Below are 19,441 nucleotides of genomic sequence, written 5' to 3'. Positions count from 1 at the left end.
CCCTTCTTAGCCTTTCCGAGAGGAGCAGAACGTGGCGCCACGCGAAGCACGAAAAGACAGCGCACATCCCGCCGACGGCGTGTATTTCGGCCTGATGTCGGGCACCAGCATGGACGGCGTGGACGGCATCGCCGTGCGCTTCGAGCAGGGCCAGCGGCCGGTCGTGCTGGCCGAGGCATTCGTCGGTTTCGCGCAGGGGCTGCGCGAGGCGCTCTTTTCGCTGCAGCAGCCGGGCGAAAACGAGATCGAGCGCGCCGCGCTTGCGGGCAACGCGCTCGCGGCCCGTTACGCGGTCTGCTGCCACGAACTGCTGCGCGCGGGCAACGTGAACGCCGGCGAGGTGCGTGCGATCGGCGCGCACGGCCAGACCATCCGGCATCGGCCCGAAAAAGGCTTCACGGTGCAGATCCAGAATCCGGCGCTGCTCGCCGAACTCGCGCATATCGACGTGATCGCGGACTTCCGCAGCCGCGACGTCGCCTCGGGCGGCCAGGGCGCGCCGCTCGTGCCCGCATTCCACGCGACGCTGTTCGGCTCGCAGGAAGAAACGCGCGTCGTCTGCAATCTGGGCGGCATCAGCAACATCACGATTCTGGACGCCACGGGCTCGGTGCGCGGCTTCGACTGCGGCCCGGCCAATGCGCTGCTCGACCTCTGGTCGGAGCGCCATCTGGGCAAGCCTTACGACGAGAACGGCCAGTTCGCCGCCAGCGGCACCTTGCAGCAGCCATTGCTGAACGCCCTGCTCGACGAGGCGTTTTTTGAGCAGCAGCCGCCCAAGAGCACCGGACGCGATCTGTTCAATGCGCAGTGGCTCGACGCCAAGCTGAAGGATTTCGGCACGCTCGCGCCCGCCGACGTGCAGGCGACGCTCGTCGCGCTGACGGCCGTGAGCGTCGCGCGCGAGATCGAGCGTCATGCGGGCGATTGCCGCGCCGTGTACGTGTGCGGCGGCGGGGCGCGCAATCCGGTGCTGATGGACGCGCTGCAGAAGGCGCTGGAGACGGGCGGCGTGGCCGGCGTGCCGGTCATGACGACCGAAGCGCTCGGCGTGCCGCCGCAGCAGGTGGAGCCGCTCGCGTTCGCGTGGCTGGCGATGCGCTGCGCGGCGCGCGAGCCGGGCAATCTGCCGGCGGTCACGGGCGCGGCGGGCGAGCGCGTGCTGGGGGCGATTTATCCACGCTGAAGACCGCGGCGCGAGATCGGCGATGTAAACGAGAAAACGGGGCATGACGCCCCGTTTTTTTACGACTGCTGCGCTTCGTTCAGACCGAGAACGACGAGCCGCAACCACAGGTGGTCGAGGCGTTCGGGTTCTTGATGACGAATTGCGCGCCGTTCAGATCGTCCTTGTAGTCGATCTCGGCGCCGACGAGGTACTGATAGCTCATCGAGTCGATCAGCAACTGGACGCCGTTCTTGTTCATCACGGTGTCGTCTTCGTTGACGGTCTCGTCGAACGTGAATCCGTACTGGAAGCCCGAGCAGCCGCCGCCTTGCACGAACACGCGCAGCTTCAGCTCCGGGTTGCCTTCCTCGTCGATCAGTTGCTTGACCTTGTCAGCCGCTGCGTCGGTAAAAACGAAGGGACCGGGCATTTCAGTCACGGGGGTCTCGGTGACAGCGTTCATTCGAACTCTCCAAAAAAGCTTCTAGCCGCTATTGTAGGGCTGTTCCTGAGTTCGTGCTTAAGCCCAGGAAATCAAGGGTTTCTCGCCACATTCTTGACTCATATCTCGAATAGGGGCGTGCCCCGTAAACGAAAAAACCGCCCGGCGCATTCCTGCGCGAGGCGGTTTTTGCAGTAACGTGCGCCTCCGCGAGGAGCGCACGCCAAAGCGCGATTAACGCTTCGAGAACTGCTTGCGGCGACGTGCCTTGTGGAAACCGACCTTCTTACGTTCCACTTCACGTGCGTCACGCGTCACGAAGCCAGCTTGCGACAGTGCCGGCTTGAGCGTTGCGTCGTAGTCCATCAGCGCGCGCGTGATGCCGTGGCGAACTGCGCCGGCCTGGCCGGTTTCGCCGCCGCCGTTCACGTTCACCTTGATGTCGAACGTCGCGCCGTGGTTCGTGAGTTCCAGCGGTTGACGCACGATCATCAGCGACGTTTCGCGCGAGAAGTAGTCGGCGATGGGCTTACCGTTGACGATGATGTCGCCCTTGCCCGACTTGATGAAGACACGAGCGACTGCGCTCTTGCGGCGGCCCGTACCGTAATTCCAGTTACCGATCATGTGGGCTCCCCTTAGATCTCGAGCGCCTTCGGCTGTTGTGCCGAGTGCGGATGCGTTGCGTCTGCGTAGACCTTGAGCTTCTTGATCATCGCGTAGCCCAGGGGGCCCTTCGGCAGCATGCCCTTAACTGCCTTCTCGAGCGCGCGGCCCGGGAAGCGTTCTTGCATCTTGCCAAACGTCGTTTCGTAGATACCGCCCGGGTAACCCGAGTGACGGTAGTACTTCTTGTCCGTGGTCTTGTTGCCCGTGACCTTCAGCTTGCCGGCGTTGATGATGACGATGAAATCGCCAGTGTCGACGTGCGGGGTGAACTCAGGCTTGTGTTTGCCGCGAAGACGGCGCGCCACTTCGCTGGCGACACGGCCGAGAACCTTATCCGTCGCGTCAATCACGTACCATTCGCGCTGCACTTCATGTGCCTTGGCGGAAAAAGTCTTCATGATCGATCCAAAAAATAACTTGTGCCCTGATTCGGTCCTGCTTGTGTAGTGGCACTCGTTGGCGCCGGCGCAGGCTCTCCCTGGTCGGGCTTCCCTTTGTTTTCATCGGGTTACCCGTTTCTCCCGCGGGCATGAATGCGGGAAACCTTGGATTATAAAGGGAAATTTGAGCAGCGGTCAAAATTTGTGCGGACTTTCTGCTGGCGAGGCGCCAGGCGCACAGGATCGGGCACAAAAACGCGGACGAAAAAAAGCCCAAGCGTGTTGGCTCGGGCTTAATCCACCTTTTGGAGGAGGGTGGAGGAGACATGCTGAGGTGTCGTGAAGCACGACAACCAATGAGACGAATTATACGGATCGGCCTTGTGCGACGCAAGGAAATTTATATTGTGAAAGACGAAACCATAATGTGAAATTTCGATTTCGCGCGGCGCTTGCGATTTTTCCCATAACAATCAATGAACTAAGAAATTGCGTCAGCGCGCACGTGCAGGACAACTAGAGCGATCTCCCTAATTGCGTCAGGGAAATCCCTCTTGATCGTGGGATGTGGCGCCGCAACATGCAAGCGACGGGCATAAGCCGCACGCGCCATGTCCCCCCGGACATACCTGTAAGACGCGGGCTACAATGCCGGCTGAATCGAGAATATTGAGCTGAGGCAAGCGCATGGAATGCAAAGTTAGCTGGATGGGTCAGGACGGCATGGCCTTCGCCGCCGAAACGGGCAGCGGTCACCTCGTCAACATGGATGGCGCACCGGAAGGCGGCGGCCACAACCTCGCGCCGCGTCCGATGGAAATGGTGCTGCTCGGCACGGGCGGCTGCACGGCCTACGACGTGGTGCTGATCCTGAAGAAGAGCCGTCAGGAAGTGAGCGGCTGCAGTGTGACGCTCAAGGCCGACCGCGCGAGCGAAGACCCCAAGGTGTTCACGAAGATCCACTTCCACTTCACCGTGACGGGCAAGAACCTGAACCCGGCGACCGTGGAACGCGCGATCAATCTGTCGCACGACAAGTACTGCTCGGCGTCGATCATGATCGGCAAAACCGCCGAGATCACGCACTCGTTCGAGATCGTCGCAGCGTAAGACACGCGCACACCGGCGATTCCGGCCGCAGCAAATGAAAAAAGCCGGCGCGGTTCTCAATGAACCGCGCCGGCTTTTTGTCGATATGAGGCGGCAAAGCAGGCCGATAAGCCGGATTCTGTGCACACGCCGCGTCCGAGGACGCGCCGCGCGTGGCAGCCATTCCTCTAGGCGCGCCATTGCTGACGCGCTCAAGCTTCCTACCCGCAGACGAAATGGGGGCCCCATCCTGCATCCCGAAGATGCGCGCCTGCCTACTTGGAATTGCTCCGGGTGGAGGTTACCGTGCCGTCTACGTCACCGCAGACGCGGTGCGCTCTTACCGCACCGTTTCACCCTTACCTGATCCCGACCGAAATCGGGCCATCGGCGGTCTGTTCTCTGTTGCCCTGTTCCGCGTGTCGCCACGGATGGCCGTTAGCCATCACCCTGCCCTGTGGAGTCCGGACTTTCCTCGCCCCCTTGGCCGAAACCTCGGGGCCGCGACTGCCTAGCCTGCTTTGCGGGCGCGATCTTAGCACGGTCACGCGGACTGTGCCCGCCGCGCCTGAACTATGCGCCGACTACGCAGCGACCAGGCAGGCGCGATTCAGCGCGCGCGTCGGCCCGAACGGAACACCGTGGCGTCGTCGTAGAATGTGCCGTTTTTGTTGGGCGTCCACCAGCCGGGAATGCCGAGCACCGGCAGCGGCGCGAAGCTGCGTCCGCTCAACTGCTCGCTCGCGGCGAGTTCGGCGCTGACAGTGGCGTCGAGATACGCGTTGCGTTCGGCGCGCGGCCACGTGAAATAGGCCTGCGGCACCGCGACGATCCACGCATGCGCCGTGCACGCGGCATAGGGCGCGATGAGCTTTTCGAGCAGCGCGTGGCCGAACACGCGCACTTCGCAGCGCGCCGCGCCGTCCAGCGTTTCGCCGATCGCCGATTCCCAGTGCGTGCGCGCCGTCACGAACAGCGTGCGCCAGTCGAAGCCGCGCAGCGCCTGCGTGAGCGCCGGATCGGCGCACGCGAACAGCACGGCGTTTTCGTCGAACAAGGTGAGCGCGTCGCGCACGTCGCCGCGCCTCGGACCCACGCCCAGCACATCGATCGCCGCCGCCTGACGCGCGTTGAGCGCCGCCTTGATGCGCGGAAACGCGAACCAGTGCAGCGCGTTGAAGAAGTCGTGGAGGTTGTGGCGCGTGGGCACGCCGCCTGTCGCGGCGATGTGCCCTTCGTAGGACGCGCCCTCGGGCAGATCGTCCTGAGCGATGAAGCCGAGCGCCTCGCCGCGCCCGGTGCGATGACCGGCCGCGCGCGCATCGGCGTTCAGCTCTTCCAGATAGCGCGCGTAGCCCGCGAGCGCCGCCTGCTGCCAGCGCCGCCCGCGCGCCGCGTGCTGGGCGAACCACGGCCGCGCCCAGTCGATGTCCGCGAAACTGCCTTCGGGCAGGCTGCGGCGCTTGAGCGAAGCCGCAGATGCCGCAGGCTCGGCGCGCGCCGCACTCGATGCGTGCGCATCGAGCGCCTGCGGCACCGCGCCGGACACCGCGCCTTGCGTCATGCCGGACGTCTCGCCGGACATCAAACTCAAACCAGCTTCCAGCCGATCGTCTCGCCGCCGCGCAGCGGCACGACGGGCACGTCGCCGGCCAGCACTTCAGCGGGCAGCGTCCACTCTTCGCGGCGCAGCGTGACCTTTTCGGCGCTGCGCGGCAGGCCGTAGAAGTCCGCACCGAAGAAACTCGCGAAGCCTTCGAGCTTGTCGAGCGCGCCCGCGTTGTCGAACGCTTCGGCGTAGAGCTCGAGCGCGTGCAGCGCCGTGTAGCAACCCGCGCAGCCGCAGGCGTGTTCCTTCAGGCCCTTCGCGTGCGGCGCGCTGTCGGTGCCGAGGAAGAAGCGCGCGTCGCCCGACGTGGCCGCCTCGACCAGCGCCACGCGATGCGTCTCGCGCTTGAGGACCGGCAGACAGTAATAGTGCGGACGGATGCCGCCCTGGAAAATCGCGTTGCGGTTGTAGAGCAGATGGTGCGCCGTGATCGTCGCGCCGAGCAGGCCTGGCGCGGCGTTATCGGCGCGGATGTAATCGACGGCGTCCTTCGTCGTGATGTGCTCGAACACCACCTTCAAGCCCGGGAAGTCGCGGCGCAGCGGCGTCATCACGCGGTCGATGAAGACCTTCTCGCGATCGAACAGGTCGATGTCGGCGCTCGTCACCTCACCGTGCACGAGCAGCGGCATGCCCACTTCCTGCATCGCTTCGAGCGTCTTCGCGCACTTGCGGATGTCGGTCACGCCCGCGTCCGAATTTGTGGTCGCGCCCGCCGGATACAGCTTCACGCCATGCACGAAACCGCTCGCCTTCGCGCGGCGAATTTCCTCGGGCGGCGTGTTGTCGGTCAGGTACAGCGTCATCAGCGGCTCGAACTTCAGGCCCGCGGGCAGCGCCGCGAGGATGCGGTCGCGATACGCGGAAGCCAGCTCGGTCGTCGTGACCGGCGGCTTGAGGTTCGGCATGATGATCGCGCGGCCGAACTGGCGCGCCGTGTGCGGCAGGACCGCCGCCAGCATCGCGCCGTCGCGCACGTGAAGGTGCCAGTCGTCGGGGCGGGAAAGCGTGAGGGTCGTGGGGGAAGATGCGTTCATGGCGTGATGTGAGGCGCGGCTAGGGATCGATCGGAGCGCCGGCGGCGGCGTTCCGTACATTCCATGCATATCGCGGGCGGCGCGCGGCGCGTCTGATCACCTGCCAGCACGTCCGACGACGGAAGGCGTCGCGTGCGCACGACAACGCGCGACCTGACACGACTCGCCGATGCCCGCGCGGCGGCCTTGTGAGCCCGGGCGGAAAGCATCCGACAAATTTCGTATTGGCGCGCGGCGGGCCGGTGATATGCTTGGAAAATCATCATTGTACCGGGTCACGCGCCCAGCTTCGCCCGCAGCACGACACCAGCACCATGTGCCAACTTCTCGGAATGAACTGCGCCGCGCCGACGGACGTCACGTTCTCCTTCACAGGATTCGCGGCGCGCGGCGGCGCCACTGACCACCACGCCGACGGCTGGGGGATCGCGTTCTTCGAGGACAAGGCCTGCCGCCTCTTCATCGACAATCAGGCGTCGGCGCGCTCGCCCATCGCCGAGATGGTGAAGAACTACCCCATCAAGTCGCGCAACACCATCGCGCATATCCGCAAGGCCACCCAGGGCAGTTGCGCGCTGGAGAACAGCCATCCGTTCCAGCGCGAACTGTGGGGCCGCCACTGGATCTTCGCGCACAACGGCGACCTGCAGGACTTCAATCCGGTGATGTCGGGCGTCTATCAGCCGGTGGGCAACACCGACAGCGAACGCGCGTTCTGCCTGCTGCTGCAAGGGCTGCGCCAGGCGTTTCCGACTTCGCAGCCGCCGCTCGAAGAACTGTTCGCCACGCTCGAAACGCTCACGCGCGAGATCACGCAGTTCGGCGTCTTCAATTTCCTGATGTCGAACGGTCAGGCGCTGTTCGCGCACTGCTCCACGCATCTCTACTATCTGGTGCGGCGCTGGCCGTTCTCCACGGCGCATCTCGTCGATGCCGACGTGTCGATCGACTTCGCGAAGTACACGACGCCCGAGGACCGCGTGGCCGTGATCGCTACCGCTCCGCTCACCGACAACGAAGTCTGGACGCGTTTCGCGCCCGGCGACCTGCTGATGTTCCAGCACGGCGAAGTCGTCGCGCAGACCAGCGTGCCGGTGCCGCAGAAGGTGCTCGACAAGCTCAAGAATCCGTCGCTCGATGCGTCGGCGAGCGCGTCGCGCGTGTCGCCGTGCGCGCAGCAGCCCGGCGCCGTCGATCCGGAAGCCGTGGCGGCGTTGCAGAGCTGGGGCGAATAAGGCCTTTTTATCCGCGCAACTTCGCGCAACTTCACGCCGCACCACGCCACATCACGCCACCTCGCGCACGTAAAAAAGCCGCGCCAGCCCGAAGGGCCGCGCGGCTTTTTTTGCTGGCCGCCGAACGACGGCCGGCGCGGGTTCACCCCATCAGTGCAGGATCTTCGCCAGAAAATCCTTCGCGCGATCCGACTTCGGATTGGCGAAGAAGTCTTCCTTGCGGTCGTCCTCGACGATGGCGCCCTTGTCCATGAAGATCACGCGGTGCGCGACCTTCTTCGCAAAGCCCATTTCGTGCGTCACGCACATCATGGTCATGCCTTCCTGGGCGAGTTCGACCATCACGTCGAGCACTTCGTTGATCATCTCGGGGTCGAGCGCCGAGGTGGGTTCGTCGAACAGCATCGCGATGGGATCCATCGAGAGCGCCCGCGCGATCGCCACGCGCTGCTGCTGGCCGCCCGAAAGCTGACCCGGGAATTTGTCTGCATGCGCGCGCAGACCCACGCGATCGAGCAGCTTGAGGCCCTTCTCGCTGGCTTCGTCCTTGCTGCGGCCGAGCACCTTCACCTGCGCGAGCGTGAGGTTTTCGGTGATCGACAGATGCGGGAACAGCTCGAAATGCTGGAACACCATGCCCACTTTCGAGCGCAGCTTCGAGAGATTGGTGCGCTTGTCGCCCACCGACTCGCCGTTCACGAGGATCTCGCCCTGCTGGAACGGCTCGAGACCGTTGACGGTCTTGATCAGCGTGGACTTGCCCGAACCCGACGGGCCGCACACGACCACGACTTCGCCCTTCTTCACTTCCGTCGTGCAGTCGGTCAGCACCTGGAACTGGCCGTACCACTTCGAAACGTTCTTAATTGAAATCATCTTGCGACCTTTTTCTGAAGACCTTTCACAAGGCTCGACGCGATCACGCAGATCACGAAATAGCATGCGCCCGCGAACAGTACCATCTCGACCATCGTCCCGTCACGGTCGCCGACGTTGGCGGCCGTGCGGAAGAAGTCGGCGAGACTGATCACGTAGACGAGCGAGGTGTCCTGAAAGAGCACGATGGCCTGCGTGAGCAGCAGCGGCACCATCGCGCGAAACGCCTGCGGCAGCACCACGAAGCGCATGGCCTGGCCGTAACGCATGCCGAGTGCGAACGACGCGTTCACCTGTCCGCGCGGCACCGCCTGAATGCCCGCGCGAATGATTTCCGAATAATAGGCGGCCTCGAACAGCGAGAACGCGATCATGGCGGACGCGAGGCGAATGTCGATGTCGGGCGAGAGGCCCAGCAGATTCTGCAGGACCTGCGGCACGATCAGGAAGAACCACAGCAGAACCATCACGAGCGGAATCGAGCGGAACACCGTGACGTAGCCCTTCGAGAACCACTCGAGCGGCTTGACGCCCGAAAGCCGCATGAGCGCGAGCAGGGTGCCCCACAGCACGCCCACGACGATCGCGCAGAGCGTGATCTTGAACGTGACGATGGCGCCGGTCCACAACGTAGGCAGTGCGCCCGGAATACCGCTCCAGTCGAAATGATGCATCACTTGCCTCCGATATAGCCGGGCAGCCGGGTTTTCGCTTCGACCCAGCGCATCAGCATCATGACGATCAGGTTGATCAGCACGTAGGCGAGCGTGACCGCGATGAACGACTCATAGGTCTGCGCCGTGTAGTCGACGAGCTGACGCGCCTGCGCCGAAAGATCGAGCAGACCGATGGTCGACGCGACCGCCGAGTTCTTGAAGATGTTGAGAAACTCGGACGTGAGCGGCGGCACGATGATGCGGTACGCGACCGGCAGCAGCACGTAGCGGTAGGTCTGCCATTGCGTGAGGCCCATCGCGAGACCGGCGGCGCGCTGGCCGCGCGGCAGCGCGTTGATGCCCGAGCGCACCTGCTCGCACACGCGCGCGGCCGTGAAGAGGCCCAGACAGATCACCGACGCCGAGAAGAACTGCACGCCCGGCGGCAGTTGCTTGAAGGCGTTGCCGATCGAAGGCGGCAGGATTTCCGGCAACACGAAGTACCAGATGAAGAACTGCGCGATCAGCGGAATATTGCGGAAGATCGCCACGTAGACCGTGCCGAGACCCGCGAGGAATGTGTTCGGCACCGTGCGCAGCACGCCGAAGATCGAACCGACGACGAGCGCGATCACCCACGCGCACAGCGACACCGACACCGTCACCCAGAGACCCGAAATGAGCCAGCCGAGGTAGGTCGTGGGTTCGCCCGTCGAGACCGGGCTGAGCAGAATGGCCCAGTTCCAGTGATAGGACATGAAGAGACTCCAACAAAAAGAACGGAAGAAGCGCCGCTTCTTCCGTTCCGTTCTAAACGCTGATCAATGCCGCGACCGGACTTAGTCGATGGCCTTGTCGTTGGGGCTCTTGAAGAGCGCCTTCATGTCTTCGCTTTCCGGGAAGTTCAGGTTGAGGCCCTTCGGCGGAATCGGCGACTCGAACCACTTCTTGTAGATCGCGTCGGCGTCGCCCGAGGTCTCGACCTTGGCGATCGCGTCGTCGGCGACCTTCTTGAACTCGGGGTCGTTCTTGCGCAGCATGCAGCCGTACGCTTCACGCGATTGCGGCGTGCCGACGATCACGAAATCGCCCGGATTGTTCGACTTCGCGCGTTCGCCCGCGAGCAGCGCGTCGTCCATCATGAACGCGACGGCACGGCCCGTGGAGAGCGTCAGGAACGACTCGCCGTGGTCCTTCGCGCTGATGATGTTCATGCCCAGGTTCTTGTCCTGGTTCATCTTGCGCAGCAGACGCTCCGAGGTCGTGCCCGCCGTCGTCACGACGGTCTTGCCCTTGAGGTCGGCGAAATCCTTGATGCCCGAATCCTTCTTGGTCATCAGACGCGTGCCGATCACGAAAATCGTGTTCGTGAACGCAGCTTGCTGCTGGCGTTCCGCGTTGTTCGTGGTCGAGCCGCATTCGATGTCGACCGTGCCGTTCTGCACGAGCGGAATGCGGTTCTGCGACGTGATCGGAACCATCTTGACCTTGAGGTTCGGCATATTCAGCTTCTGCTTCACGGCTTCGACGATTTTCATCGCGAAGTCCTGCGAGTAGCCGATCACGTTCTGCTTGTCGTCATAGTAGGAAAACGGGATCGACGATTCGCGGTGGCCCAGCGAAATGACGCCGGTGTCCTTGATTTTTTTCAGCGTCCCCGAGTCCTGCGCCTGAGCACTCGCGGCGACCAGTCCGAGAGTGGCGAGAACGAGCGCGGCCTTTTTGATTTTCATCTGTGATCTCCTTTGCAAGAATCGCGGCCAGTGTAGCAAAGTAATTATTTTGAAAGTATATGGATGGACCCTGGCGTTGTAAGCGCGCACGCGCCCGCGTGTAAGGCTTGCCGCACACACGGAAGCCACATTGCCGGCCTGCCTGGAACGCCCAAAAGAAAAGCCCAAAGAAAAGGCGGACGGCCCCTTGTGGAGACCGTCCGCCTTGACGCGCGGCCTGGGTAGGCCGCACGTATTTTGTACCGATGCCGCGCGCATGCCGCCCGGAAATCGGGCGCCGCGCGGCAAACGTAAACATTCGTCAATCAGGGATACAGACCGCGCATTTCGCGCGCCATCAGGATGCGCTTGCACGCAACGATGAACGCCGCGGTACGCATCGACACGCCCTGCTCGCTCGACACCTGCCAGACCGCCGTGAACGCTTCGCGCATCACGCGTTCGAGGCGCTCGTTGATCTCGCCTTCGGTCCAGAAGAAGCTCGAGAAGTCCTGCACCCATTCGAAGTACGAGACCGTCACGCCGCCCGCGTTCGCCACCACGTCAGGAATCACCAGCACGCCCTTGTCGTGCAGGATGTCGTCGGCGGCCGTCGTGGTCGGGCCGTTCGCGCCTTCCACGATGATCTTCGTGCGGATCTTGCCGGCGTTGTGCTCGGTGATCTGGTTTTCCAGCGCTGCCGGAATCAGGATGTCGGTTTCGATCGTCCAGAATTCGTCGTTGCCGAGCATGTCGGCGCCGGCGAAGCCCGCCACGCCGCCCGTCTTCGCGACGTGGTCGAGCAGCGCGGCTGCATCGAGACCCGTCGACTTGTAGATCGAGCCGGTGTGATCCTGCACGGCGACGACCTTCGAGCCGGCTTCCTGGAACAGGCGGGCAGCGATGCCGCCCACGTTGCCGAAGCCCTGCACGGCGATGCGTGCGCCTTCGATCGACAGACCCTTGCGGCGCGCGGCTTCGCAGCCGACCACGAACACGCCGCGGCCCGTCGCTTCCTTGCGGCCCAGCGAGCCGCCGAGCGAGATGGGCTTGCCGGTCACGACGCCCGTGGCCGTCTGGCCCTGGTTCATCGAGTACGTGTCCATCATCCACGCCATGATCTGCTCGTTCGTGTTGACGTCCGGCGCGGGAATGTCGGTGTTCGGTCCGATGATGATGCCGATTTCGCTGGTGTAGCGGCGCGTCAGGCGCTCGAGCTCACCACGCGAGAGCGTGCGCGGATCGACGCGGATACCGCCCTTCGCGCCGCCGTACGGCACGTTCACGGCCGCGTTCTTCACCGACATCCATGCCGACAGCGCCATCACTTCGGACAACGTAACGTCCTGGTGATAACGCACGCCGCCCTTGCCGGGACCGCGCGAAACGTTGTGCTGGACGCGATAGCCTTCGAAGTGCGCCACGGTGCCGTTGTCGAGTTCGATCGGGCAATCGACGATCAGAATACGCTTCGGACGCTTGAGCGTCTCGAGCCAGCGCGACAGCGAACCGAGATACGGCGCGACGCGGTCGACCTGACGAAGATAGTTGCCCCACGGACCGAGTGCGTCCGCGTGAAGATACGAAGGAACCGACGAAGACACTGCAGACTGCTGTTGGGAAGACATGAACGCTCCAGCGATCGAAGAAGTGGTGCCATTGTCAGAAAAGGCCCACATCTATGCCAATGCCGTTTGGTCATCGCGTCATGCTTTTCTTGCATAACGTCATGAAAGTCGAAAAAACTTGTCGCTGGATCCGCTATTTACGGGCGTTTTACGACTGCGCAGGCGCGGCGGCGCGCATTGTTGCTGCGCGCGAAAAAGACCTTCTACGCGAATGCGCACGAACGCGCGCGGCTACTGCGCATCAGTCGGTACCGCGTTTGCATCGAGCGATTTTCGTGACGGTTATGCGCCGTTGCGCGCGAGTTCATCGCTGACCGCGTCCCAGACCGCGCGCACGAGCGCTTCGCGCGCGTCGTTGCCTTGCGCGGCGAGCTTGTCGCGATAGAGGCGGATTTCCATATCGAGCGTAAACTGGCCTTCGGGCGCGCCGCGCGTGCCGCGGTCGAGGCGGATCAGCTTGCCTTGCGCGACGGCGTCTTCCACCGCGCTGTGCGGCAGAAACGCAATGCCGTGGCCCGCCAGCGCCATCGCCTTGAGCCCTTCGGCCATATCGGTTTCGTAGACGCGGTCCAGATAGAGGCGCGCGGGCGCGTTCGCCACGATCACTTCGGTCATCCGTCCGAGATAGGCGTTCGGCGTGTAGGAGAGATACGGCGCGGGCGCGTCCGGCGTGCCCGGCAGCGTGTAGCGTGCACGTCCGGCGCGCTGCGGCGCCGAATACGGGCTGATCGATTCGATGCCGAGCGTGAGCGTGTCGTAGCGCGCGGGATCGAGCGTGACCGGATGGCTCGGATGGTGATAGCCCATCACGAGATCGCAGCCGCCTTCCACGAGCGAGAGCACAGCGTCGTGCACGTTGAGCGCGCGCAGCCGCGTGTGGATGCGCCCGAGCTTGGCCTCGACGCGTTGCAGCCAGCGCGGGAAATACGTGAGCGACAGCGTGTGCGGCACCGCGAATTCGATGGTCTCCGCGGGCGTGGCCGTATGCCCGCGCAGCAGCGTGCGCGCTTCGTGGAACTGCGAAAGCATCGCGAGCGCCTGCTCGTAGAACACCTGCCCCGCCGGCGTGAGACGCGTCGGATAAACCGAACGGTCGATCAGTTCGGTGCCGAGCCACGCCTCCAGCGCCTGGATGCGGCGCGAGAACGCCGGCTGCGTCACGTGCCGCAGTTCGGCCGAGCGGCTGAAACTATGCGTTTCCGCCAGCGAAACGAAGTCTTCGAGCCATTTGAGTTCCATGCGGGACCGGCGAGCAAATGAGAAGTCCGCATTCTAGGCCCGCGCGCGGGCGCTGTCAGCGCAGCGCGGCCTCCAGTTCCGCCACCACGCCGCGCCAGTCGCCGAGCGTGGTCTGCCGGAACAGCCGCGCGGACGGATACCAGACCGAATCGGCGCGGCCCATGCCCCAGCGCCAGTCGGGCTGCGCGGCGAGCAGCACCCACACCGGCTTGCCGAGCGCGCCGGCCAGATGCGCCACCGAGGTATCGACGGTGATCACCAGATCGAGCGCCTCGATCAGCGCGGCCGTGGCGGCGAAATCGGGCAGATCGTCGCCGACCGCGTGCAGCGGCCAGCGGCCCGCCACGTCGGGCAGTTGCCGCACGCCCTCGCCCTTCTGGATCGCGAACCAGGCGTGGCCGTCGAGCGCGGCGAGCGGCAGCAGCGCCTTCAGCGGCAGCGAGCGGAAGGCGTCGAAATGATGACGCGGATTGCCCGCCCAGACGAGCCCGATGCGCCGCCGCACACCGCCCGAGCGGGCCGCCACGCGCATGCGCCACATCTCGACGAGGGCCGGATCGGCGTGCATATAGGAAGTCGGCGCGTAAATCGGGCGGCCGGGAAATTTGAGCGGCAAGCTCATCACGTCGCAGCAGAAGTCGTAGTCGCGCGCCATATCGGCGTCGCCGGGCGCGGCGTCGAGCACGCGCGCGACGCCCGGCACCGTCGCCACCAGCGGCGCCAGTTCGGGCGCGACCCACGCATCGACCTGCGCGCCCTGTGCGGCGAGCCACTGCGCGTAACGCACGAACTGGATCTGATCGCCCACGCCCTGCTCGCGCGCAATCAGAAAACGCTTGCCCGTAAGCGGCTCGCCCTGCCATTCGGGCGGCGGCAGCTTGCGATAGTTCGGCTTGCCGAATGCGGTGGTCTTGCGGTTCTCGAACAGCGGCCAGCCTTGTGCGTATTCCTGGCGGCGCAGCAGCAGCATGCCGAGCTGAAAGCGCGACTCCGGCAGATCCGGATTCAATTCCAGCGCGCGCCGATAGTGCGTTTCGGCTTCGTCATAGCGCGCAAGCGCCGTGTAGGCAAACGCGAGATTGTTGACGACGCCCGCCGCGTCGGGCCGCAGTGCCGCGGCGCGCTGATAGAGCGCGATCGCCTCGTCATAGCGATGCATCGCGTCGTAGGCGTAGCCGAGTTCGAAGAGCGCGTGTGCGTTGTCCGGTTCGCGCGCGACGATCGCCTCGAAGCAGGCCGCCGCCTCGGCATGTTCGCCCGCCGCGCGCAGCAGCCTGCCCAGATGCGCGAGCGTCGCCGTATCGTGCGGCGCGAGCGCGCGCGACGCGCGAAATTGCGCGATGGCGGCGTCCGCGCGTCCCGCCTTTTCGAGCGCGCGTCCCAGATTGAAGGCGAAATGCGCCGATTGCGGATCGATCTCGCGGGCGCGCGCGTAATGGTGCTCGGCACCCGCGAGGTCGCCCAGCGCCATGAACGCGTTGGCGAGATTGTTGTGCGCGTTGGCGAAATCGGGCGACCACGCGAGCGCCTTGCGCTGGAACATCGCTGCGCGCGCGTGATCGTTCTGCCGCGCGGCCACCACGCCGCGATTGCTCAAGCACTCGGCATCGGCGGGCGTATGCGCCAGCGCGCGATCCATGAGTTCGGCGGCGCGGACAAGCTCGCCGCGGCTCATCGCCAGTACGCCGAGATAGTGCAGCGCACGCGCGCAGCGGGGATCGCGAGCGAGGGCGCGCTCGTACAGCGTCTGCGCGGCGTCGAGCCGCCCGGCGCGGTGTTCGGCGAGCGCGGCATCGACGAGTGCAGTTGCGTCGTCGAGCGGAGGAAAAAGGGAATCGCGGTTCATGCGGATCGGAAAACGAGAAGCGGCCAACGCCGCCGACCTCATCACCGTATGCCGCCGCCCTCCCTATGTCTGTCAGACAGTTCCGAAACTCTGACGCAGCGCGCCTCACGCGACCAGGCGGCCCCGCCTGCAAGCCGCCCCGAATCCCCGACCGGACGCTGTCAGCGTGGTGATAAAATACTCGGCTCCCCCCGGTTCCTTTCTGATCGTAACGCCACACGTTACGTCCCCATCATGTCCGACACTCGTCCCGATACCCTCTTCGCGCTCAACGCGCTCTCCCCGCTCGACGGCCGCTACGCCTCAAAAACCGAAGCCCTGCGCGACTGGCTCTCGGAAGCCGCCTTCATGCGCAATCGCGTGACCGTGGAAATCCACTGGCTGATCGCGCTGTCGCAAGCCGGTTTCGCGGAAGTGCCGCGCTTCTCGGAAGCGTCGGAGCAGTTCCTGCTCAAGCTCGCCGAGAACTTCACGGCGCACGACGCCGCGCGCATCAAGGACATCGAGCGCGTGACGAACCACGACGTGAAGGCGGTCGAGTACTGGCTCAAGGAATCGGTGAAGGGTCAGCCGGAACTGGAGCGCGCCAGCGAGTTCATCCACTTCGCCTGCACCTCGGAAGACATCAACAACACGTCGCACGGCCTGATGCTCGCCGGCGCGCGTGAGCACGTGATCCTGCCGGCGCTGCGCTCGGTGCATCAGCGCCTCGTGGCGCTCGCGCACGCACAGGCCGACCAGCCGATGCTCTCGCGCACGCACGGTCAGCCCGCCAGCCCGACGACGCTCGGCAAGGAAGTCGCCAACGTCGCCGCCCGTCTCGCGCGCGCAATCACGCGCATCGAGAAGGTCGAGCTGCTCGGCAAGATGAACGGCGCGGTCGGCAACTTCAACGCGCACCTCTCGGCGTATCCGGAATTCGACTGGGAAGCGTTCTCGAAGAACGTCGTCGAACAGCGCCTGAAGCTCACGTTCAACCCGTACACGATCCAGATCGAGCCGCACGACTACATGGCCGAACTGTTCGACGCCGTCGCGCGCGCGAACACGATCCTGCTCGACCTCGACCGCGACGTGTGGGGCTACATCTCGCTCGGCTATTTCAAGCAGAAGCTGAAGGCCGGCGAAATCGGTTCGTCGACGATGCCGCACAAAGTCAATCCGATCGACTTCGAAAACTCGGAAGGCAACCTCGGTCTCGCGAACGCCACGCTGCGTCACCTCGCCGACAAGCTGCCCGTGTCGCGCTGGCAGCGCGACCTGACCGACTCGACGGTGCTGCGCAATATCGGCGTCGCGTTCGGTTACTCGCTGCTCGCCTACGACGCGCTGATCCGCGGTATCGACAAGCTCGAAGTGAACCCGCAGCGTCTGAACGACGACCTCGACGCCACGTGGGAAGTGCTGGCCGAGCCGGTGCAGACCGTGATGCGCCGCTACGGCATCGAAAACCCGTACGAGCAGTTGAAGGAACTCACGCGCGGCAAGGGCATCACGCGCGAAGCGCTGCAAACCTTCGTCACGGGTCTCGCGATTCCTGAAGACGCGAAGCAGCGTCTGCTGGACATGACGCCCGCGTCGTACATCGGCAAGGCTGCCGAACTCGCGAAGCGCATTTCGTAAATCCGTTTCGTAAGTCTGTTTTGGCAAGCGCCCTTGCGGCGCGGCCAAACAAAAAGCCCCGGTGCGAAGCCGGGGCTTTTTTATTTGCAGCCGTTCAAAACCGCCGCGCGGATCAACCCACGCGGCGCGTTTCGAGCTGCTTGAGCACGTCGTCGACGATCTGCTCCGGCGTGAGTTCGATGCTCACCTCGATCGCTTCGTCGGCGCCCGGCACTTCGAGCGTGTCGAGCTGGCTTTGCAGCAGCGACGGATCGAAGAAGTGGCCGGTGCGCGTGGCGAGGCGCTCGTGCAGCACTTCGTACGAACCCTTCAGATACACGAACACGACGTCGTGATCGCCGCCGCGCAGGATGTCGCGGTACGAACGCTTGAGCGACGAGCACGTGAACACGGCCGTCTCGTGCGCGCGCTGCTTTTCCTCGATGGCGGCGCGAATCGTGCGCAGCCACGGCCAGCGGTCGTCGTCGGTGAGCGGAATGCCGTCGTGCATCTTCTTCTTGTTGGCTTCGCTGTGGAAAGCGTCGCCGTCGGTGAAGGCACACTTGAGGCGCTCGGCCAGCATCTCGCCGATACGCGTCTTGCCGGCGCCCGACACGCCCATTGCAATCAGAATCATCTACTGCTCCTCAGTCGGCGGCCGCCCGGCGTGAATGCCGCGCGCCGCCTCATGCAAATTTACCTGTTACACCACTGCCGAGAGCGCGAACGTCAGTCCGAGGCCCAGCAGCGAAATGATGGTCTCCAGCAGCGACCAGGTCTTGAACGTCTGACCCACGGTCATGCCGAAATATTCCTTGATCAGCCAGAATCCGCCGTCGTTGACGTGCGAGAAGATCAGCGAGCCCGAACCCGTGGCGAGCACGAGCAGTTCCGGCTGAACCGTGACGCCGGCCGCCGAGGCGATCGGCGCGACGATGCCGCAGGCGGTGGTCATCGCGACCGTGGCCGAGCCCGTCGCGAGACGGATCAGCGCGGCGACCAGCCAGCCGAGCAAAAGCGGTGACAGATGCGCCGTCTGTGCGAGTTCGACGATCTGCTTCGAGACGCCGCTGTCCATCAGCACGCGGCCGAAACCGCCGCCCGCGCCCACGATCAGCGTGATGCCGGCGATCGGCGCGAGGCAGTCGCCGCAGAACTTCTGGATCTGCTCGCGATTGAAGCCGCGTTGCGCGCCGAAGGTCCAGAAGCTTACCAGCACGGCGATCAGCAGCGCGACATCCGAGGTGCCGATGAAATGCAACAGATTGTTCGGCAGCGTCTTCGGCGCGAACACGAGGTCCGCCCACGAGCCGACCAGCATCAGGATCACCGGCAGCAGAATCGTGAAGAGCGTGATGCCGAAGCTCGGCAGCTCGCTGTCGGGCTTCGGATCGGCCTTGCTCACGAACTGCGCGGAGAGCGGATTGTTCTCCGGCAGCTTGATGAAGCGGTGGATGAACAGCGCGAACAGCGGTCCGGCGACGATCGCCGTCGGAATACCGACGATCAGACCATACGCGATGGTCCGGCCGATGTCGGCGTGATACGCCTGCACGGCGAGCAGCGCGGCCGGGTGCGGCGGAATCAGGCCGTGCACGACCGAGAGACCCGCGACCATCGGCAGACCGATCAGCAGCAGCGACTTGCCGGTGCGCTTGGCGACGTTGAACGCGATCGGAATCAGCAGCACGAAACCGACTTCGAAGAACACGGGCAGGCCGACGATCACGGCCACGCACATCATCGCCCAGTGGATGTTCTTCTCGCCGAACCAGCGTATCAGCGTGGTGGCGATACGTTCGGCGCCGCCCGATTCGGCCATCATCTTGCCGAGCATCGTGCCGAGGCCCACCACGATCGCGATGTGGCCGAGCGTGTTGCCGTTGCCGGTCTCGAACGATTTGACGATCTGATCCATCGGCATGCCGACGGCGAGGCCGAGCAGCAGCGAAACGATGATCAGGACCAGAAACGGATACACCTTGAAACGCGTGATCAGCAGGATCAGCGCGGCAATCGCGACGAGCGCGTAAATCAGCAGCGAACTGCCGTGGGCCACTCCCATGAGGCTCCTCTCCAGGTAGTTGTTCGGTATCCCCGCGCCGCCGCGCCTGCGGCATCTTGAAAAACGCGCACGTGGAAAACGCAGGGGGTCGGCCGTCGCCGGGCCGGGATTGTAGAGGTTATAACGACTTTCCGGGTTGTCTGCTCGAAAGACGAGCGAGCCGCGCAAGGCGCACGCCCTCTCGGGCG

Annotated in this window: 18 protein-coding genes and 1 other RNA gene; 4 read left to right on the top strand and 15 right to left on the bottom strand. The window is 64.4% G+C overall.

All coding sequences use genetic code 11. The annotated features are described in order from the left end of the window. Positions 1–31: 31 nt before the first annotated feature. Positions 32–1,186, top strand: coding sequence for an anhydro-N-acetylmuramic acid kinase (locus BMY06_RS03535; protein WP_074981541.1), 1,155 nt, complete (start codon positions 32–34; stop codon positions 1,184–1,186). Between the two features lie 79 nt (positions 1,187–1,265). Here the strand turns inward: BMY06_RS03535 and erpA are convergent, their stop codons facing one another. The 3 genes from erpA to rplM all read right to left on the bottom strand — a co-directional run bounded on the left by erpA (position 1,266) and on the right by rplM (position 2,677). Further along, positions 1,266–1,631, bottom strand: a complete 366-nt coding sequence (erpA, locus tag BMY06_RS03530) for an iron-sulfur cluster insertion protein ErpA (RefSeq protein ID WP_065065128.1) — start codon at positions 1,629–1,631, stop codon at positions 1,266–1,268. A 213-nt stretch (positions 1,632–1,844) separates the two neighbouring features. After that, the gene (gene rpsI, locus BMY06_RS03525; RefSeq protein ID WP_065065129.1) at positions 1,845–2,237 is read right to left on the bottom strand and encodes a 30S ribosomal protein S9; all 393 of its coding nucleotides are present in this window, start codon (positions 2,235–2,237) and stop codon (positions 1,845–1,847) included. 11 nt (positions 2,238–2,248) lie between these two features. Next, positions 2,249–2,677 (bottom strand): 50S ribosomal protein L13, encoded by a 429-nt coding sequence (rplM, locus tag BMY06_RS03520; protein WP_065065130.1) that lies wholly within the window; start codon positions 2,675–2,677, stop codon positions 2,249–2,251. A gap of 669 nt (positions 2,678–3,346) precedes the next feature. Here rplM and BMY06_RS03515 point away from each other — a divergent pair. Then, positions 3,347–3,769: an OsmC family protein gene (locus BMY06_RS03515; protein WP_065065131.1), complete on the top strand. Its 423-nt coding sequence runs from the start codon at positions 3,347–3,349 to the stop codon at positions 3,767–3,769. A 91-nt stretch (positions 3,770–3,860) separates the two neighbouring features. Here BMY06_RS03515 and rnpB read toward each other — a convergent pair. From rnpB to pyrC, 3 genes are all read right to left on the bottom strand, one after another. Further along, an RNA gene (gene rnpB / locus BMY06_RS03510) (RNase P RNA component class A) lies at positions 3,861–4,271 on the bottom strand. Positions 4,272–4,358: 87 nt separating this feature from the next. Continuing rightward, positions 4,359–5,312 carry a DUF3025 domain-containing protein gene (locus tag BMY06_RS03505; RefSeq protein ID WP_074981747.1) on the bottom strand — a complete coding sequence of 318 codons (954 nt, stop codon included), beginning with the start codon at positions 5,310–5,312 and terminating at the stop codon, positions 4,359–4,361. A gap of 26 nt (positions 5,313–5,338) precedes the next feature. Next, the gene (pyrC, locus tag BMY06_RS03500) at positions 5,339–6,394 is read right to left on the bottom strand and encodes a dihydroorotase (RefSeq protein ID WP_065065132.1); all 1,056 of its coding nucleotides are present in this window, start codon (positions 6,392–6,394) and stop codon (positions 5,339–5,341) included. Positions 6,395–6,708: 314 nt separating this feature from the next. Here pyrC and BMY06_RS03495 point away from each other — a divergent pair, with 314 nt between their 5' ends. Beyond that, a complete protein-coding gene (locus BMY06_RS03495; protein ID WP_074981539.1) occupies positions 6,709–7,629 on the top strand; it encodes a class II glutamine amidotransferase in 921 nt (306 codons plus the stop codon). 150 nt (positions 7,630–7,779) lie between these two features. Here the strand turns inward: BMY06_RS03495 and BMY06_RS03490 are convergent, their stop codons facing one another. The 7 genes from BMY06_RS03490 to BMY06_RS03460 all read right to left on the bottom strand — a co-directional run bounded on the left by BMY06_RS03490 (position 7,780) and on the right by BMY06_RS03460 (position 15,586). After that, complete coding sequence (locus BMY06_RS03490) at positions 7,780–8,505, bottom strand: amino acid ABC transporter ATP-binding protein (RefSeq protein WP_065065134.1); 726 nt, start codon at positions 8,503–8,505, stop codon at positions 7,780–7,782. Then, on the bottom strand, positions 8,502–9,179 hold the full coding sequence (gltK, locus tag BMY06_RS03485) for a glutamate/aspartate ABC transporter permease GltK (RefSeq protein ID WP_065065135.1): 678 nt from the start codon (positions 9,177–9,179) through the stop codon (positions 8,502–8,504). Before gltK ends, BMY06_RS03490 begins: the two co-directional genes overlap by 4 nt. Beyond that, on the bottom strand, positions 9,179–9,919 hold the full coding sequence (locus BMY06_RS03480; protein WP_065065136.1) for an amino acid ABC transporter permease: 741 nt from the start codon (positions 9,917–9,919) through the stop codon (positions 9,179–9,181). Before BMY06_RS03480 ends, gltK begins: the two co-directional genes overlap by 1 nt. Positions 9,920–10,000: 81 nt before the next feature. Further along, on the bottom strand, positions 10,001–10,894 hold the full coding sequence (locus tag BMY06_RS03475) for a glutamate/aspartate ABC transporter substrate-binding protein (RefSeq protein ID WP_065065137.1): 894 nt from the start codon (positions 10,892–10,894) through the stop codon (positions 10,001–10,003). A 305-nt stretch (positions 10,895–11,199) separates the two neighbouring features. Then, a complete protein-coding gene (locus BMY06_RS03470) occupies positions 11,200–12,501 on the bottom strand; it encodes a Glu/Leu/Phe/Val family dehydrogenase (RefSeq protein WP_065065138.1) in 1,302 nt (433 codons plus the stop codon). Between the two features lie 282 nt (positions 12,502–12,783). Then, positions 12,784–13,740, bottom strand: a complete 957-nt coding sequence (locus BMY06_RS03465; protein WP_065065139.1) for a LysR family transcriptional regulator — start codon at positions 13,738–13,740, stop codon at positions 12,784–12,786. Positions 13,741–13,795: 55 nt separating this feature from the next. Next, positions 13,796–15,586, bottom strand: a complete 1,791-nt coding sequence (locus BMY06_RS03460; protein WP_074981536.1) for a tetratricopeptide repeat protein — start codon at positions 15,584–15,586, stop codon at positions 13,796–13,798. Positions 15,587–15,820: 234 nt separating this feature from the next. On the opposite strand from BMY06_RS03460, the gene purB reads away from it, so the two are divergent. After that, positions 15,821–17,209, top strand: coding sequence for an adenylosuccinate lyase (gene purB / locus BMY06_RS03455; RefSeq protein WP_065065141.1), 1,389 nt, complete (start codon positions 15,821–15,823; stop codon positions 17,207–17,209). 112 nt (positions 17,210–17,321) lie between these two features. Here the strand turns inward: purB and BMY06_RS03450 are convergent, their stop codons facing one another. Continuing rightward, the gene (locus BMY06_RS03450; RefSeq protein ID WP_065065142.1) at positions 17,322–17,825 is read right to left on the bottom strand and encodes a gluconokinase; all 504 of its coding nucleotides are present in this window, start codon (positions 17,823–17,825) and stop codon (positions 17,322–17,324) included. A gap of 66 nt (positions 17,826–17,891) precedes the next feature. After that, the gene (locus tag BMY06_RS03445) at positions 17,892–19,253 is read right to left on the bottom strand and encodes a GntP family permease (protein ID WP_065065143.1); all 1,362 of its coding nucleotides are present in this window, start codon (positions 19,251–19,253) and stop codon (positions 17,892–17,894) included. Positions 19,254–19,441 lie beyond the last annotated feature (188 nt).

Origin of the sequence: Paraburkholderia tropica (assembly GCF_900109265.1) — a bacterium.
Classification (GTDB): Bacteria; Pseudomonadota; Gammaproteobacteria; order Burkholderiales; family Burkholderiaceae; genus Paraburkholderia; species Paraburkholderia tropica.
Note: the sequence above shows the minus strand (reverse complement) of the source record. Positions and strands in the feature narration are given on the sequence as shown.

Bases quoted from the DNA above. Each gene is read 5' to 3' on its own strand.
- erpA (WP_065065128.1), bottom strand. From the start codon at position 1,631: ATGAACGCTGTCACCGAGACCCCCGTGACTGAAATGCCCGGTCCCTTC.
- rpsI (WP_065065129.1), bottom strand. From the start codon at position 2,237: ATGATCGGTAACTGGAATTACGGTACGGGCCGCCGCAAGAGCGCAGTC.
- rplM (WP_065065130.1), bottom strand. From the start codon at position 2,677: ATGAAGACTTTTTCCGCCAAGGCACATGAAGTGCAGCGCGAATGGTAC.
- BMY06_RS03515 (WP_065065131.1), top strand. From the start codon at position 3,347: ATGGAATGCAAAGTTAGCTGGATGGGTCAGGACGGCATGGCCTTCGCC.
- BMY06_RS03505 (WP_074981747.1), bottom strand. From the start codon at position 5,312: ATGACGCAAGGCGCGGTGTCCGGCGCGGTGCCGCAGGCGCTCGATGCG.
- pyrC (WP_065065132.1), bottom strand. From the start codon at position 6,394: ATGAACGCATCTTCCCCCACGACCCTCACGCTTTCCCGCCCCGACGAC.
- BMY06_RS03495 (WP_074981539.1), top strand. From the start codon at position 6,709: ATGTGCCAACTTCTCGGAATGAACTGCGCCGCGCCGACGGACGTCACG.
- BMY06_RS03490 (WP_065065134.1), bottom strand. From the start codon at position 8,505: ATGATTTCAATTAAGAACGTTTCGAAGTGGTACGGCCAGTTCCAGGTG.
- gltK (WP_065065135.1), bottom strand. From the start codon at position 9,179: ATGCATCATTTCGACTGGAGCGGTATTCCGGGCGCACTGCCTACGTTG.
- BMY06_RS03480 (WP_065065136.1), bottom strand. From the start codon at position 9,919: ATGTCCTATCACTGGAACTGGGCCATTCTGCTCAGCCCGGTCTCGACG.
- BMY06_RS03475 (WP_065065137.1), bottom strand. From the start codon at position 10,894: ATGAAAATCAAAAAGGCCGCGCTCGTTCTCGCCACTCTCGGACTGGTC.
- BMY06_RS03470 (WP_065065138.1), bottom strand. From the start codon at position 12,501: ATGTCTTCCCAACAGCAGTCTGCAGTGTCTTCGTCGGTTCCTTCGTAT.
- BMY06_RS03465 (WP_065065139.1), bottom strand. From the start codon at position 13,740: ATGGAACTCAAATGGCTCGAAGACTTCGTTTCGCTGGCGGAAACGCAT.
- BMY06_RS03460 (WP_074981536.1), bottom strand. From the start codon at position 15,586: ATGAACCGCGATTCCCTTTTTCCTCCGCTCGACGACGCAACTGCACTC.
- purB (WP_065065141.1), top strand. From the start codon at position 15,821: ATGTCCGACACTCGTCCCGATACCCTCTTCGCGCTCAACGCGCTCTCC.
- BMY06_RS03450 (WP_065065142.1), bottom strand. From the start codon at position 17,825: ATGATTCTGATTGCAATGGGCGTGTCGGGCGCCGGCAAGACGCGTATC.
- BMY06_RS03445 (WP_065065143.1), bottom strand. From the start codon at position 19,253: ATGGGAGTGGCCCACGGCAGTTCGCTGCTGATTTACGCGCTCGTCGCG.